This is a genomic window from Pseudalkalibacillus sp. JSM 102089, assembly GCF_041366475.1.
Classification (GTDB): Bacteria; Bacillota; Bacilli; order Bacillales; family Guptibacillaceae; genus Guptibacillus; species Guptibacillus hwajinpoensis_B.
This window is the reverse complement of the sequence record NZ_JBEWYW010000003.1, coordinates 61,467-77,495: the sequence shown is the minus strand read 5'-3', so window position 1 is coordinate 77,495 and position 16,029 is coordinate 61,467. Positions and strand designations below refer to the sequence as shown.

Below are 16,029 nucleotides of genomic sequence, written 5' to 3'. Positions count from 1 at the left end.
AAGATAGAAGAACCCCTACGTCTCGAAGAAACGGAGGGGTTCAAATAAGTTATAGATTTGCTCCTAGCGGAAGATCTACATAGGGTTCGTACCGCTTGTTGCTAGGCTTTAATTCATAAATTCGAATGGATTCTACTTTGAAGGTAGGATAGGGCGTGAGTTCCTGTTTTGCTAAAAGCTCCATATCCTTTAAATCAGATTTCGATATACCGTACTGTTCTTTGCCGAGAGTTAAATGCCCAACGTAGTCATCTAATTCAAAGTAGTGCTTGATGAGCTCTTCAGGTGGAGAAATCGCTTTTACAATGGCTTCATGGAGCGGGAATAATTGATCGCAAGTGACACTTAGATAGAGGATATTGTCTCCGAAGTAGTGAGGTTCTGCTACTGTTAGCGTGAACGGATGGATTTTTTTGCATAAGTTCTCCACTTTTTCGATCCATTTCTTGTCGGGGGATAGTCCGCCCTGCGCTTTCAGAGTAATATGTGGTTCTACTCCTAGGAAGTTGATCCATTTTCTTTGGAAATGTTCAACTTTGGCAAGATAGTCGGGTGGTGGTGTGATACCAATAAAGTATTGATTTGGCATGGGAGTCAGTCCTTTTCACGAATTTCCTTTTATTGTATTTTATCACGAAGCATGCTTGGGCGGGGGGGTGCTTTTGTTAGAAAGAGAAAAGACTTATGGCGTGTTAGGAGATAGAATTTGTCCATAAACAAGCGTCTTCCCATCCGTAAAAGGGAAGACGCTTGTTTTGTTTAGTTTAGTGATTTTTTATAAGTGACGCTTTTGGTTCATTATTCAATCAGCTTATGCTAGCCGAAGACCCACATAGATAAAGTAAGCGATTACAGCGATGTTGAAAAGTGTAAGTAGCAATCCGATCGTAGCCCATCCTTTTTTCTCATCACTAGTTCGATATACAACGAAGGCCATTAATATGGAGAGGGCACACCCAACTAAAATAAAAATCATGATATATAAAGCGGCAGATTCGCCAGAGCTAGAAGATACCGGATCAATCAGAAACATGGCAAGCGTTGTAAGCGCGCTGATGAAGATGAAGAAAACCGTTCTCCAGGTTGTCATTTTAGAGCGATATGTCGTAAACATGTCGTACTCCTTTCTAGCCTGTTAAGTAGCTTACCCTCCATTATAGTGGAGTTAAAAGGAGATCACAAACCGCCTTTGAGTGACGATTAGGTGGAGTGGAGCAGATCGACAATGTTCGAGCGAAAACGGGTGGTGACAGGCACCACCACTATGGTACCGTTTAGATAGGAGGTGAAACATGGAAAATTTGATTTGGTTGTTTTATTACGTTCTCATTCTAATAGTTCTCATTATTATTTTTCGGAAGGCGGCTGACTCTGAACACTATTTGTTCTTAAAGCTGATCGGCTATACGTTTCTTGGAGGTTTTTCGTTGCAATTCAATGATTGGCGGCTTCCACTTGGATTCCTTATATCCTTCTTGTTTTTCACTAAAACTAAAGTAAATGTGAAGGCTAAGAAGCGGGCTGTTTATGTTGGGTTATTTATCTTCTTAACATCATCAATTGCTCCTTGGGTTCAAACGTTTTTGTATGAACAACCTCAGGAAGTCGCTCTTCTTAATACTAATTTCTATAGTGGCAGTTTAGCGGAAGAATGGAAGAACATACATAGTAAGCTTGGAGATGAAAATGATTCTTCAAAAGTAATCGATTTTAATATGGAAATCAGTGATGAAGGAACAATGAACGATCTCTATATGGTTGTGGAAGAGAACGCTTCTCCCGAGAAGGTTCACTACAATATTGAACTTGCAGCTAATGATGAGGAACTTATAGTAGAACGAACGAAGGTTGGAAGTGAGGGAGTGCATTTTGCGGCTCAAACGCTGACGAAAGCGGATTTTTTCTTGAAACAAATCGACCTTATAAAGAAGCCTATGCTTAAAGAAAAGGATGTGGATACTTACTTTTTAAGTGCGAGCGGTCAACGAACAAATCACCCTCAGACGGATGACGAATCCTACAGAATTGATACTGCTGGTAAGGAAAAGGTAGAAAGTAGTGAATTACCAGCTGATGCACTTGTGGTTGATGTTTGTGATGCAGATTGCGATTATCATGAGTACTTTCTTTTTGATCTCTTAGAGAAAAAGCCGCAAATCACGGAAGCCAATGTCCTAGATATCGCTCAACAAAACTCTACTGAAGTAGAAAATTGGTTAGAGAGTCATATGGGGGATCACATTGGCTATGAGAAAGATGGAAAATACATTCTAAAGAAGAACGGCGAAGAGATGACCGTTACTGAAGAGGAATACATAAGTGCACTTGAAGACGTACCTCATACGCACATCGATCGAAATGATAATATGTGGGAAGTAACAGTGGAGAATCCATATGGAGAATCTCCCCATGAGATGAAATTTTCTTTGAATGAAAAAAGTAGAATGGTAGAGTTGTATTGGGCTAGATAATGGCTCACAAAAGGATGGCTTAATAAACAAACAGGCACAATCCAACTAAAAGGTTGGAAGTGCCTGTTTTTTGAAAATAGCGTGTTATTATCATATATTAAGTACGTTTCTTTATTCACTTAAGCTCACTATATTTCGACTATTTAACCCATATTATCACGCTGCTCATGATAAAAACGCACGGCTTCTTTCAGCTTTTCATTTTCCTCTTTCAACTGATGGATTTCCTTTTTTTGCTCTTTAACACGTTCACGATAGATCCTCATCCAAAAGCATAGCATGATAAATGCGAAATAGAGTACAAAATCAAATGTGCTCATACCAGTAGCATACATGCACTCACCTCTTTTCATTGTGATAGAGAGATTCGTCCTGTTAGGTCTGTTGTAGAGAGTAAAGGTATAGTATTTTGTTGAGTAAGTGTATAGGGAAAGGGGTAAATGCGCAACATTCACTTTTGTCTATTAATTATGTTAGAAAACCTCCTGATTTACTAGGAAGAACTATATGCTCTTTTTTATATGAGAGATTATCTTCCGAATTCCACTCCTTTTTTACTAACTTTCACCTGTTTTCTACCCCAAATTTCAAAAAAATGTTTACTAATATAATAAAAAGGATATTCCATCTACTACAATCATACGAGAAAATTTTTTTCTTGGGGTAGAGGAGGAGACAAAATGCAGTCACTATGGTTTACATTGCTTACGTGTATAGCATTCATGGTGCTTGTTGGATACATAGCTTATCGCAAAACAAGAGGGACTACAAATGGGTCAGAAGGTTATTTTCTGGCAGGAAGAGGATTGAGCGGTGGGTTTATAGCAGGATCGCTTTTGCTAACGAACCTTTCTGCTGAGCAGCTAGTTGGATTAAACGGCCAGGCGTTTCGGACGAATCTATCGAACATGGCCTGGGAAGTAACGGCAGGTGTAGCGGTTGTTCTCATGGGACTTTATTTACTACCAAAATATTTGAACATGTCGATTACAACCCTTCCTGAATTTCTTAGTAAACGGTTTGATGAAGGGGTGCGTCGCTATACTGTCGTTTTATTTATGGTTGGATACGTACTCGTCACGATTCCTTCGATGCTCTACTCTGGGGCTCTAGCCGTTCTGAAATTGTTTGATGTACCATCGATTTTAGGCATTACATACACCCAGTCGATTTGGGTTGTGATTTGGGGGATCGGCCTTATCGGGGCAGTATATGCGATCTTCGGCGGGTTAAAAGCCGTTGCCGTTTCCGATACGATTAATGGAGTCGGTCTACTCATTATCGGAGCGCTCGTTCCGATTCTTGGACTTATCGCCCTTGGCGATGGCGCTTTTCTAGACGGTGTAAAAACCATCACAACGACAAATCCAGAAAAACTGAACGCGATTGGGGGAGCGGATGACTCGGTTCCATTCGGTACGATCTTTACCGGTTTGATTATCGCCAACATGTTTTACTGGGCAACAAATCAATACGTGATACAGCGTACGCTCGGTGCACAGAGTTTAAAGGAAGGACAGAAAGGCGTTATTTTTTCCGGATTCTTCAAGCTTCTTATTCCGATTTTCATGATGATTCCGGGCGTTATCGCTTTTCACCTTTACGAAGGGAATCTTAAGTCCGTTGACCTGGCTTATCCTACGCTCGTAACGAATGTGCTGCCACCTTACTTGTCTGGCTTTTTCTTAGCTGTATTGCTTGGGGCCGTCTTAAGTTCATATAACTCCCTTTTGAATAGTGCTTCAACGATGTTTGCTCTTGATATTTATAAGCCGGCATTTAAAAAGGATGCCTCAGACGACCAGCTGATTAAATCTAGTAAGTGGTTTGGCTCCATTATTGCACTTGTTACGTTTTTCGTGTCACCGATGTTGATGTACGCACCGAACGGATTATGGGATCTGATTCGAAAATTCACCGGCTTTTTCAACATTCCTATTGTGGCCGTTGTATTGATCGGAATTATTTCCAAGAAGGTGCCGGCATTAGCGGCGAAAGTAGCGATTGTATTTCATGTGGTCGCTTACTACATGATGGTGTGGGGAACCGAACAGCTCTTTGGTCTTCCGCTCGACATTCACTTTATTCATATTTACGGTATTCTATTTGTCGCTGAAGTGGCGATCATGTTTGGGATTGCTTACGTTAAGCCACAGGAGAAAGCTTATGTATTCCCGAAGGCTTCCAAGGTGAATATGACGCCGTGGAAATACAGCGCGCCAGCTGGTATTTTATTAATCGCAAGCATTTGCGAAACGTATATCCTTTTCTCACCAATTGGTGTAGCGTATGCAGATGGGATGATCTCGCCTTCATTCCTACCAGCGACTGGAGCTCTTTCGGTTGTAACGCTTATTGCATTCGCTATTGCAACGAAGAGTTGGGAGCGTAAGTACGGTCATGCTGTTCGACGAGCGAAGGAAGCTGTGAAAGAAACAGGAAAAGAAGTAGGGGGCCAAAAGCAAAGTCCTCAGATGAACTACTTTTCTGAAAAAGATTTTTAATAAATGATGTCCATTGTATTAACAAGGAGTTCGCTTCATCCTATGTGATGAAGCGGGCTCCTTTTATTTTACCTTGATCCTTAAGCTGACCTACTGCCATTTCTCAGAGTCGAATCGAATGGTCGATTTATTGAAACGCATCTTTTGCCGCGCCACCCTCAATTAGTTTACGCTAGCGCCTACGAAAGGATCCTACTTCATCGATTGATGAGACAGGATACTTATAACTAGCTGAAATGCTAGCTAGTTAGCTTTTCCCTTAGAATAAATAGATCAGAACCGATCCAGAGCGCTAAACATACTTCCTCTTAATCTCGTTAGAGGAAAGGTAAACTACCAAAATCAAGATGAAAATATAGTAACTTTAAGTAGAGGCAGTTTCCTTTTATAATACCTCTTCTGAAGTTTAGTGAAGGACTCTAGTTGAAGTGAATCTTTAAAATGCATCAATGTCAAGCAATGTAAATCGGAACGGGGCATATTCATTTGATAGGTCAGTTTTATGGTAAAATAAGGGTGGTAAGGTTAAGTTTTCATGGAAGGATTGTGGAAGACTTGAAGTCGAGCTAATTGAGGTTATTGGAAATAAAACCAAACTCTTACATATATGAAATTAGCTATATTCACTCCAAAACCTTGAAAGGGAATTGAAACGTCTGAGGGTATGTGTTCCTGATGAAGTAAAGGGGACGGAACAGACCATTAGTATGCGCTTGTCGTCATGGTGAACAAAGTGAGCTATCTTTTGTGGAAAGCCTGAGGAATTAGGAGGGGTTGCTATGACCAAAGATAATAAAAGTAAATTGTTAGTTATAATAGTATTTCCGTTTTTTTTCTCTTTTTTTATTTATGATACAAAGGATATTGAGTTTTGGTATTACAATGGTTTCACATTGGTTCTTTTTTTGATTATATTTTATTTAGTTGTAATCAAAGTATTTTATCCAAGGCTATCTTTTGTAATAGTTGTGGTAATTTGGACAGCTCTGTGTGTATTTTTATTTAATGATACTTTCGTGAGCATAGGGATATCTTCATTTATCTTTAATTAGATAGGCTCTTTTTTTGAGGAGAAAAGATGGATTTATAAGCTCTGTTTTGAAATAATTGGTATTAATCATTTTGGCTAAGATTAGATGTTAATCAAACTATTGATTTGTTTAGGAGGACTTTTATTTGGATACCAAAAAACTAGATTTGATTATCTTATTAACCCTGACCGTTGCAGTTCCAATGTGTACAATTCTACCGTACCTTGGAATAATTCCAGACCTTTTACTATTCTTCATCTTGCCAATAGGAATTATCTTCTGCCTCATAGGAGTAACAGCTTCTGTTCTAAGGATACAAACTAGTGGTTGGAAACAATCATAATGAATATCTATGATCCGTCATGTCGGAGCCTTTCTTTAAAAAGTAGAAGAACACTTTTTATGAAATAAGTGTACAAGATAAAGCTTCCTGCAATAAATAGATTATATTGTTGAATAAATTCTCTTGTAAGAGAAGAAAAGTGGTAAAAATACGTGTGGAGTATTTAAAAAAGAAGCAAAACCAGGCAGATAAATAATATGATGAAAAACATAGGGAGATTAAATCTTTCCTATGTTTTTTGTATGAAAAGTTTTATTTCGATATTTTTTGCAATCGGGTGCGATCATTGAATAATAAAAGGGAGGATCTAAGTGTCGGAGAGGTTACTTCACCATGTTGAAATCGATGTGTCTGATCTAATCTAAAAGGGCCAACTTCATTTTAAGAGTTGGTTCTTGAAAGGAGTTAGAGTATGAACCCTTTCAAAGTTGGAAGGGAGATAAAACTTACTTAGTGTTTGTTCAAACAAAAGGGCGGTTTCTAGATATCTCTTTTCATATGACGGAGGACATGAAGCATCGTGTTATGCATGCCCAATTGAAAGTAGGCGACGCGGATCTGATGTTCTCTGTTACGTTTGCACGTATGCCTTATCAGCCAGGTAATACGATTCAGATTGCCATCCACCATGAAGAAGAGGCAATAGTAGGAGAAATCTTCTCTGCTTTGGAAGACGGCGGACAAGTGGTTATCCCCCTTCATAAAACAGACTTTAGCCCTTTGTATGGGATGGGAAAAGACAAGTTCGGGGTTCATTTCAATGTAAATGTTCCAGGGGAGCAACCCCAGTCATACAATTCTCCTTCACTAATAAACAAGGCCTCCTGTTCTCGAATAGACAGGAGGCCTACACTATATCCTACAATGGTAGTGTTTAATGAGTAAATGATAACTAAAAACTCGTTTCATTTGTTGAATTCTGAGCTTTCCATACGGAGTTTAGAATATCGTCAACTTCGCTAATGTTAGGAATAGAAGGTGATTTGATTAAATCACCTTTAACCATAACCATGTTTACTCCTGATATTGCTTCAATGATATCTAGCGGATTTTTTTCTAAGACGAGCAAATCTGCATTTTTACCAATATCAAGAGTTCCAGTACTTTCATTAATACCTAAAATCTCCGAATTAGAACGAGTAACAAGATCAATGATATCTTTGGTATCCAAGCTCGTCTGCCTAATATAATGGTCGAGTTCTCTCCACAAGTCATAATGAGTGACGAAAGGCATAGCGGAATCGGTACCAATCCCCATGTTGATGTCGTGGCGAATAGCTTGTTTAACACCCAATAACATCGAATCATATACCAACTTAGAGTTTTCCTTCACAACATCATTTACCTTAGATAGACTTGCATCTAAAATAGCTGAAGGATAAGCTGCTTGAAGTGTTGGGATAAGCGAAGTATAACCGTCCAAAGAATTTGGATTGCACTTAAAAAGACTAATGATTTCATCATCCATCTCTGCACCGTGCTCGATAGTATCTACACCGCCTTTTAATGCGATTCTTACACCTTCAGTACTTTCTACATGAGCAGCCACTCTTAAACCGATTTTATGAGCTTCATCACAGATTGCTGAAACCTCATCCACAGTCATTTGCAAACGGCCTGCTTCCCCAATTTGCTTCGCATCTGTTACTCCACCAGTCACACATATTTTGATCAAATCTACACCACTTCTAACATTCAATCGAACATTTTTTCTTGCTTCCCATGGAGAGTCTCCAACATGAGCGAGATAAGGTGCACCATGTCCTCCTGTTACGCTTAGGAAATATCCTGATACAAGTAAATTCGGACCTATAAATTTTTCTGCAATGATTTCATCACGCAGTTCAACATCTGTGTAGAAAAATTCTCCTACACTTCGCATCGTTGTAACTCCAGAATGGAGCGCTGTAAGGGCGTTTCGCTTCATTCGTTTTTTTAATATTTTTCTTCCTAGTTTCGTATTTAATAGATGATTATAAGCAAAGTCGAGAATACCTTCACTTAGGGATACATGATAGGGTTTACCGTCAGAGAATAGATGGACATGTGCATTAATAAGACCGGGCATTACGTACTTTCCCGATAGATTAATTATTTCATAATCATTCGGGATGGTCGTTGATTGTTCTTTTTCAATCTGTTGAATATTTCCTTGTTCATTGATTAAAATTGTCATGTTCTTTTGTAGTTTTCTATTTAAGTCCCCATTAATCACATGAACATTCGTTAATGCATACCTTTTTTTCAATCTATGTACTCCTCTCGACTCATTCAAATAGTAAAAGTTCATTAGGATAAGGTTTCGTTTAATCAAGGAATCTGCTAATCAACTTTTCTAATCGCAGTGTTAATAAGTGTGTGTCATTCAAAAGATAGGGATTTACTCTAGCCTTCATGGAGATGTGGAGTTCTGGTAGGGTACGAATGGTCTTTAGAAAAAAGTCGCTTCTGATTATCAATTTGACCACTTTAAAGACTAGCATAACACTTTTGACAACAATCATTTCATATTAATCAAATATAAAACGGAAGTGGTGTTAAAAGTGCGAGATCGTGAAAAGGAATCATGAGGAAGTGGGGGGATAGAGGCAAAATGAATAGGGGTCGAACGAAAATTGATGCTAGGTAACTAACAATATTTCTTATAATATCGTGTTTCAACTATCAAGATGACACGCGTAGTTCACTCTATAAGATCCTATTAATAATTCTCCCTCGAACTAGTTAATGGAGACTAAATGAATCAGCTTCCCTATGTTTAACAAATAAATGAAGCTCCGTTAGACTCTTTTAAAATCTTTGTGCATACTCTGCTTTTGTTATCCAGAGCACTTCTTTAATAGAAAAGGCTCCTTTTATAAAATAAAAGATTGAGTAATAAGGAATATTTTGAAATAATTGGTATCGATATATTTGGTAAGTTTTTTTATGAATCATGAAGAATCGCCAAACAAGAGGAGGGTTCATTTGAAGAGTAGTGAAGTATCCTACAAGCATTCAAAGAACTTAACGTTTCTCTTAAGAAACCTAATTCTTATTGCCATTATATTAATCGCCACCAAGTTCTTGCTTGATAAAAGTCCTTTAAACGACTATGTTGGTTGGCTCATATTCATAGTGTTTTGGACGGTGAAAGGTTCCTATGACTTTTTTGAGGATAGGAGAAACGGTAGGGAAAATCCAGCATTTATGAATAGATTAATCATGGTTCTTGGGTATAGCCTTCTACTTTGGGAAATAATTAGCTTTTTATTTATGAGGTGATTCCATTATCTCAGAGTTTATCCCTTATTGACCTTACGAAACAGGTTAGTAAAATTATTAACCAATTGTCGCTGAACATTGTAAAAAAGAATAGCGACAAAATGGGATCTAGTCCGTACATAGACATTCAATAGTGATAAATCATTTTAGTAGGGTGCGAAGTCGATGATAGGAATAAGCATAGCAACGAAGTGGGAATATGAAGCGACATTGAAATACTTCGGAATAAGAGATAACGAACGTTTCGGTTATCCATATGGGGAGTATTTCATGAGAACAATGAATGATACCGAACTTGTTTTTTATAGTACTGGTGTAAGAAAAGTAAATGGTGTTGGTGGTAATCAGTATATGATTTCTAAATTTAATTTAACTAAAGTAATCGTTGCTGGAACATGTGCAGGAATAAATGATCAGTTTCGTAATGTAGATATTTTTGTACCCGACAGAGCCGTTCAATATGATTGCACGGTAAAAGAAATTGAGCCTCTTATTAAACAATCCTTTATCGTTCATATTGATCTATCAAAATATGGAGATGATTTTCATAAAGGAACAATTGGTACCGCTGATAAAGCAGTCGTTATGTGGAACGACTATTTAGAACTGAAGAAAAACGAAATAACCATAGCGGATACCGAAGCGGCAGCAATTGCTTATATTTGTAAGAAGAATGATGTTGAATGCATTATTATTAAAGGAATATCTGATTTTCCAACGGATGAAAGAAACGCTAATAAATTCGAATCAAACATTGAACAGATGAATGTTTATTTAGAAAACACCCCGAAAGTAATGAACAAAATATTTGGCGAATATTTAAATAGATTTATTTAGAAAATGAAAAGTCATACAAAAGTTATGGTTGTTGATTTAACGAAAAGCTGATCAAACCTTTTATATAACTGGATTATTTTGTTTTGATGATTATATGATTTTACGTAAACATTTACATGAAAGTATGCTGTTATTGAGAGAACGGGCGGGATTACGGAACAAAAGAAATTAGGAGTTGAAAGACTTGCCTTTACTATTTTTATTATTAGCTATACTAACATTAGGCTCATATGGAATTGTGCTTTCTCCTATTTTATTTTTATTGGCTGTAGTAAGCTCTATTTATTATTCTAAAAAGGGGAAATATATTTTCGCTTCAATAGTTACCTTTATTATTAGTGCATTCATTTTAATGACAATGTCAGTTCTGGCACTCATTTTTATGTTTGATTAAAAGAGTCAATATATAAAAGGTGAATTTTGTTAATCCTATAAGTATTGTTGATAAATGAACTTTATAAAAAGTACTAATAAAAAAACTGCCGGTCGAACATCTTACTCATTTGTTCGACCGGCAGTTTTTCACTAATAGTTTGTGCGAAGAGCTTTAAGCACTTATTAGAAGATAGACTAGCTTCTGTAGGGTAGTTAAAATCGTGGCTACTTTTTATCGCCTTTCCTTGTTTGTCCTCCACAATTGTTCCATTATGATGACAAGACCAGTCCCAACAAGTAGCCCATTACTCACCACATTCTGAACGATAGCTGGCATATTTGAGAAGACTTCAGAAGGGAGAAACATCGCTCCCATACCAAATAAATAAGAGACGCCAATGATCGTCATTTTTCTAGAATCTAGTGGTTCGAGTGTGAAACTATTAATTCCAATAGCTACTAATTGTACAAAGGAAGCCATTAAAGCGGCATTGGCTACTGGAGATGGAATGCTTGAAATTAATGTCATCACGGGAGGGAAAAAGGCAATCAGCAATAACAAGATGGTTGCGTAAACGAATGGCATCTTACGCTTTTGCCCAGTTAATGCGATGAAACCAGATGAAGTAGCTGATGGAACATTCGCGACAGAACCAAATCCACCGGCGATGAAGTGGTTAATACCCGAGAACATGGTTCCGTTATTCACTTGACGGCTGCGCTTTTCGGGGTCTTCGCCAAGGGTCTGTCTCACCGCCTCAATGGAGGCTACAATATTGGATATTGAAATGAGAGCAATGATAAACGCTAACGGTAAAATACCTAGATTAAAGTGCGGGGGACCGAATCCAAACAAATCAGGTGTTGAAAATAAGGCCACTGTCGCTTGTTCTTCCTGGACTCCAATCACGCTTCTAAAGATCACCCATCCGATAACGATGCCAATAAATACGGCGTAACTGCTCAACCATCCTCTTGCAAACGTAGATAAACCCAGGACAATGAAAAAGGTAAGAAAAGCAATGAGCGCTTGCGTACCTTGAATTGTACTTGAGCTTTCTTGTAACCCGAGCATCCCTTTTAGGAGAGTGCCACTTAATTGTACTGTCAGGAGTAGGAAGAATGATCCGGTTACTAACGGTGTGAAAACCGGAAGTATCTTTTGTGTGACCTTGAAAGCGCCGAAGAGAATCAAGAAAAATCCTGAAATTATCATGGTCATTTCTAACGTCTGTAATGTTCCTTTATAAGTGCCTCCTGCTTGAACGCTTGTTACGGCCATAACGGAAAAAATGCTAACCCAAATGCCAGCAGGTACTTCCATTATGGGGAGTCGGTGGCCGAACAATGCTTGTAATAATGAAGCGATCCCTACAGTGAAAAAGGTACGCTGCATGAGACCATAAATTTCGATAAAATTCAATTCATAAATCGATCCAATGACGATAGGCAATGCAACCGCACTTGCAAGCAGAAATACAAACCATTGGAAGGTTTCTAGCATGTTGGTTGATAAGCCAGGCTTATCCAATTTGAACGCTCCTTTATTATCTTTGTAAAAGATTAATTGTACCAGTTTATCATTTCTCATTATCAATTGGTATTAATAAGGCAGTCTAGCAAATGAAAAATAATATATTGATAAAAAGCTTGGCTTCTTGAAGGAACTTTGTAAAAAGGAAGCATTCTCCTTATACTCATTGGTTTCAAGATATGTACCAGTGATATCTATTCATTGCTTAATTTGTTTGAAATAAATGATTTTAAATAGGTGGAGGGAGGGGATTCACTAGAGAAGAGGTATGGCTCAATCTCTATCGAATTCTATTTTTCTATAATTGTTTATGATAGCCTTTGGGTAAAAGGGGATGGGGTTTAATGGAAGCGATATCTAGTAAAATATTGTATTTACTAATTACTTGTTTCTTGTTGTACGGATTCTTTAAGATCATTAGATTTATTTATAACAAATATATACCTTACAGTTTTGCAACTGATGCCATCGGTATAATCCTATTTGTTATCTTTTGCATTCCTGCCTCTCTTGTAGTAAGCCATAAATTGTTAAAGTCAGTAGGGAAATAATGATTATAAAGAAAGTGTGATGAACTGGTATTTCCAGTTGTTTCGGAGCTTACTTTTAAAAAGGTAAGCTTCGATTTTATTTAAGCAACGATTGTACTAGTTGAGATGATTTGAAATAATTGGTATTAGAAGTTTAGAGAATTTAGTTAAGCCTAGATGTAGGAGGTAATGTATGAGGCTGAAAATAAAGGTTTTCTTTTTAGTGTTTTTACCACTTTTGCTCCTAACTTTGAGTATCCTGAAGTTTTCGGGAAACTTGAATCCGACAACAGGGTTCATCGTAACTTTGCTATCTGCACTTTCGGGTTTAGTGGTTAATCGATTTAAGAGAAATATGAAAGACACATACTAAGTTGAAATGGCCGTTTTCTTCATTCGCCAAATGAGTCCGATTATATAAGGAAATATGATTGGGAATACGAGGGGGGGTATGGATGAAAATTTTGAAAGTAAGAAGCATTATTCTACTAGATTTGATCTTCGATTGAATCAGAGTTTTTCCATGATATCGTTTCGATTTGAGTACTTGATTGTTTTATGGAGGTGCGTGATGAAGTGTGCTTATATGTCTAAAATAGATAAATGGCGAGAAAAGTATGGAGCGATAGCTATAGCATTCAGTTGTCTAATTAGCGTGATCACTAGTTGGGGAGATAATTGGATTCTTACAAGTGTTTTATTATTGGGCGTATTGGTGTGTGGAATGATAGGTTTTTTTGATATTAAAAGATCCATGAAGGAAGAGCATTAAACATTACCGGGTGAGAATTTTTTTGGACTAGAAGATATTTCTGAAGCTAGTTTTCAAGTATCTCGGAGCTTATCAATAATAAGATAAGCTCCTTATTTCATTTGGTTTTGTAAATGAAGCTCTTATGAAGTTATGATGAGTGAGCATGATTGAATTTGTGATAGATGCTCTCAATACCTTCGCCTCCCTTTCCGTCATTACATAGAAAAACGAAATGAAAAAGAGCCATTCGTGACTGAATGACTTCTTATATAAGACTGGATTAGCTTTTGAATTCAAAACTCTCCGGTGGTATGGTCCTTTTTATCGTTGAAGTATGCAGCTTCTTTTTCTTTCTTTTCAATTTGAGAGGCTTAGAAGAGGTTAAGTCATATACGATACAGTTCACGGCTAGAATGGTTAATGCAAAGGCGGTAACGGGCGCAAGAATCATCCATGGAAAAGAAGAGACGTATTGGAAATTTTGAGCGATCAGCCCTGCCCACTCATTTGACATCGAAAATGAGTCCGTGAAGGCTTTTCCAGTGTCCATGTCATACTCAATAACTCTGACGTCTGTGCCGCCTATGAATACTTTCAAAAGACCAAGATGGGCAAAGACAACGAGGACCTGTCCGACTTGTTGAACGAAAAGGAGTAGTAACTTAGGATTCAGGAAAGGTGCTAGATGGTTTTTGAAAATATGAAATTTACTTCCGCCCATAGTTCTGGCGCTTTCTATGAATTCCTTTTTAGATATGAGGTCGAGTTCATTTTGAATGTAAAGGGAAAGTACTGGTACACTGATGAAAGTAAGCACGAGCATAGGGAAGACGACTTTCGTAACGGTATCATAGCTCCAGCTGAAGGTTAACACAACGGGAGCGATCAATATGTAGGTGAAAATCGTAACCGGCGCATAGTGAAGCGCATCTGCAAGCCCGGCTAACAGTTTTCGAAAAGCACTCGGTAACCTAAACAAAAGATATCCGCCTATGAAAGAGAATAGCATTCGTCCGAAGGCAACGATGATGGATAGTCCAATGGTATACTTGGCCCCCTCGAGGAGCATGAGTACGAAGTTATTTCCATCGAGATCACTCCCTAATGGAAACTGTAGGGAGGGCGGGAAAGGTGCTAAGGCAATGGCATTACGATTCTCATCATACAATACTTTTTCAGGTGGAGCCGGATCTGCAAACGTGGTGTATACGAAACTTCCTATAAGGAGGAATAAGATAAAGAGAGTGCCTCCTATTAACAACGGACGTTGGATTAATTGTTTCTTCATATATTCTTCCCACCAATATTGAAGTAGTGTTCTAGCGTAACTTTTCCTGTTGTGAACATGATAAAAGAAGGGATAAATACCATAAACAGCCCCATGGTTAGTATTTCAGGATTCAGTACCCCATTCTCAAAAATAAAGGTCATAAACCCATTAATATTAAAGATAATCTCCAACATTAATAAGTTAGCGATTGCAAAAAGAAAGACGCCCTTAAAGTGGTTAAATAAAGTTAATATTGAGTTCCTAAAAACGTGTAACACTAAAATTCTTGATCGCTCTAATCCCTTTCCTCGTGCTAGTTCTACGTAAAGAAGCTTCTCCTCTTCTTCAAAGGACAACAATAAATACTTATATATGTATATACCAGGCAGTAGTGATAGGACGAGGACCGGAAGAACGATCGCGTTTTCATCGAAACCGCTGGAAATGTTAAAAAGAAGAAAGTTGGTTTTTTTATAGACCCAAATAATGCCTAATTGTGCAACTAAAATCACGAAAATGTCCGGCAATGATTCAATAATAAAAAGAAAAGCCTTAGGAAGAGTTCTTTTATGAACCGGAAGTAACATTGTAAGGAATGTAAGAAGGATTCCTAAGATAAGAGCTAGGACGATAGAAATGAAGAGGTAAAACATAGAAGTAAGATAAACATCCATGAATTCCGGGAATAAAGGTAACTCTCTCCCCCGAACGTAGTACTCAATGGTATTTCCTGTTAGGATGACGTTTAAGAGATGAAGCATGTGATGAACGTATGCATCAAAATTAAGTACGATTGTGTCATATAAAAACGAAGTATTATTTAACGAATTGTTATCAATCATTTTGAGCACGTTTAGTTGCGATTTCATATTAAAAAACAAGTAAGGAAGTGAGCCAATTAGTAGGATGCCTATTGAAGTTAATAGAAATTGGAATGCAATCTGCAAGGTAAGTGACTTCTTCATCACGGCCCTCCTTTTACAATTGAGAAATCTTTGTTTTGCTAGAAGCAACAGTTTGTTTTGGAACTATGCTTAATAAGTTCTCTAACTCATTCATATCCCCCTGTGCAGCGATATTTACATCATTATCGATTTGAAATAGAAGCATAGATTT

13 protein-coding genes are annotated in these 16,029 nt (G+C 37.7%); 6 read left to right on the top strand and 7 right to left on the bottom strand.

Translation table 11 applies throughout. From position 1 onward, the window contains the following. Positions 1–49: 49 nt before the first annotated feature. Both ABVF21_RS08625 and ABVF21_RS08620 read right to left on the bottom strand, forming a co-directional pair. On the bottom strand, positions 50–589 hold the full coding sequence (locus ABVF21_RS08625) for a 2'-5' RNA ligase family protein (protein ID WP_371018021.1): 540 nt from the start codon (positions 587–589) through the stop codon (positions 50–52). A 222-nt stretch (positions 590–811) separates the two neighbouring features. Next, the gene (locus ABVF21_RS08620) at positions 812–1,114 is read right to left on the bottom strand and encodes a hypothetical protein (RefSeq protein WP_226616584.1); all 303 of its coding nucleotides are present in this window, start codon (positions 1,112–1,114) and stop codon (positions 812–814) included. Between the two features lie 178 nt (positions 1,115–1,292). On the opposite strand from ABVF21_RS08620, the gene ABVF21_RS08615 reads away from it, so the two are divergent. Further along, a complete protein-coding gene (locus tag ABVF21_RS08615) occupies positions 1,293–2,471 on the top strand; it encodes a hypothetical protein (protein WP_371018020.1) in 1,179 nt (392 codons plus the stop codon). A 143-nt stretch (positions 2,472–2,614) separates the two neighbouring features. On the opposite strand, the gene ABVF21_RS08610 is transcribed toward ABVF21_RS08615, so the two are convergent. Further along, positions 2,615–2,806, bottom strand: a complete 192-nt coding sequence (locus tag ABVF21_RS08610) for a hypothetical protein (protein WP_303529823.1) — start codon at positions 2,804–2,806, stop codon at positions 2,615–2,617. Positions 2,807–3,151: 345 nt separating this feature from the next. On the opposite strand from ABVF21_RS08610, the gene ABVF21_RS08605 reads away from it, so the two are divergent. Continuing rightward, positions 3,152–4,975 carry a solute:sodium symporter family transporter gene (locus ABVF21_RS08605; RefSeq protein ID WP_371018019.1) on the top strand — a complete coding sequence of 608 codons (1,824 nt, stop codon included), beginning with the start codon at positions 3,152–3,154 and terminating at the stop codon, positions 4,973–4,975. Positions 4,976–6,859: 1,884 nt separating this feature from the next. Then, positions 6,860–7,234, top strand: a complete 375-nt coding sequence (locus tag ABVF21_RS08600) for a VOC family protein (protein ID WP_371018018.1) — start codon at positions 6,860–6,862, stop codon at positions 7,232–7,234. 7 nt (positions 7,235–7,241) lie between these two features. Here the strand turns inward: ABVF21_RS08600 and ABVF21_RS08595 are convergent, their stop codons facing one another. Next, positions 7,242–8,597, bottom strand: a complete 1,356-nt coding sequence (locus ABVF21_RS08595) for a metal-dependent hydrolase family protein (protein WP_371018017.1) — start codon at positions 8,595–8,597, stop codon at positions 7,242–7,244. A 1,181-nt stretch (positions 8,598–9,778) separates the two neighbouring features. Between ABVF21_RS08595 and ABVF21_RS08590 the strand changes: the two genes are divergently transcribed. Both ABVF21_RS08590 and ABVF21_RS08585 read left to right on the top strand, forming a co-directional pair. Beyond that, positions 9,779–10,450, top strand: a complete 672-nt coding sequence (locus ABVF21_RS08590) for a permease (RefSeq protein ID WP_371018016.1) — start codon at positions 9,779–9,781, stop codon at positions 10,448–10,450. Positions 10,451–10,634: 184 nt separating this feature from the next. Further along, positions 10,635–10,844: a hypothetical protein gene (locus ABVF21_RS08585; RefSeq protein ID WP_371018015.1), complete on the top strand. Its 210-nt coding sequence runs from the start codon at positions 10,635–10,637 to the stop codon at positions 10,842–10,844. Between the two features lie 213 nt (positions 10,845–11,057). Here the strand turns inward: ABVF21_RS08585 and ABVF21_RS08580 are convergent, their stop codons facing one another. Further along, positions 11,058–12,356 carry a purine/pyrimidine permease gene (locus ABVF21_RS08580; protein ID WP_371018014.1) on the bottom strand — a complete coding sequence of 433 codons (1,299 nt, stop codon included), beginning with the start codon at positions 12,354–12,356 and terminating at the stop codon, positions 11,058–11,060. 1,104 nt (positions 12,357–13,460) lie between these two features. Between ABVF21_RS08580 and ABVF21_RS08575 the strand changes: the two genes are divergently transcribed. Then, positions 13,461–13,661, top strand: coding sequence for a hypothetical protein (locus ABVF21_RS08575; protein WP_371018013.1), 201 nt, complete (start codon positions 13,461–13,463; stop codon positions 13,659–13,661). Between the two features lie 262 nt (positions 13,662–13,923). Here ABVF21_RS08575 and ABVF21_RS08570 read toward each other — a convergent pair whose 3' ends face one another. Further along, positions 13,924–14,931 (bottom strand): hypothetical protein, encoded by a 1,008-nt coding sequence (locus ABVF21_RS08570; RefSeq protein ID WP_371018012.1) that lies wholly within the window; start codon positions 14,929–14,931, stop codon positions 13,924–13,926. Further along, positions 14,928–15,878, bottom strand: coding sequence for an ABC transporter permease subunit (locus tag ABVF21_RS08565; protein WP_371018011.1), 951 nt, complete (start codon positions 15,876–15,878; stop codon positions 14,928–14,930). Before ABVF21_RS08565 ends, ABVF21_RS08570 begins: the two co-directional genes overlap by 4 nt. Between the last annotated feature and the right edge of the window lie 151 nt (positions 15,879–16,029).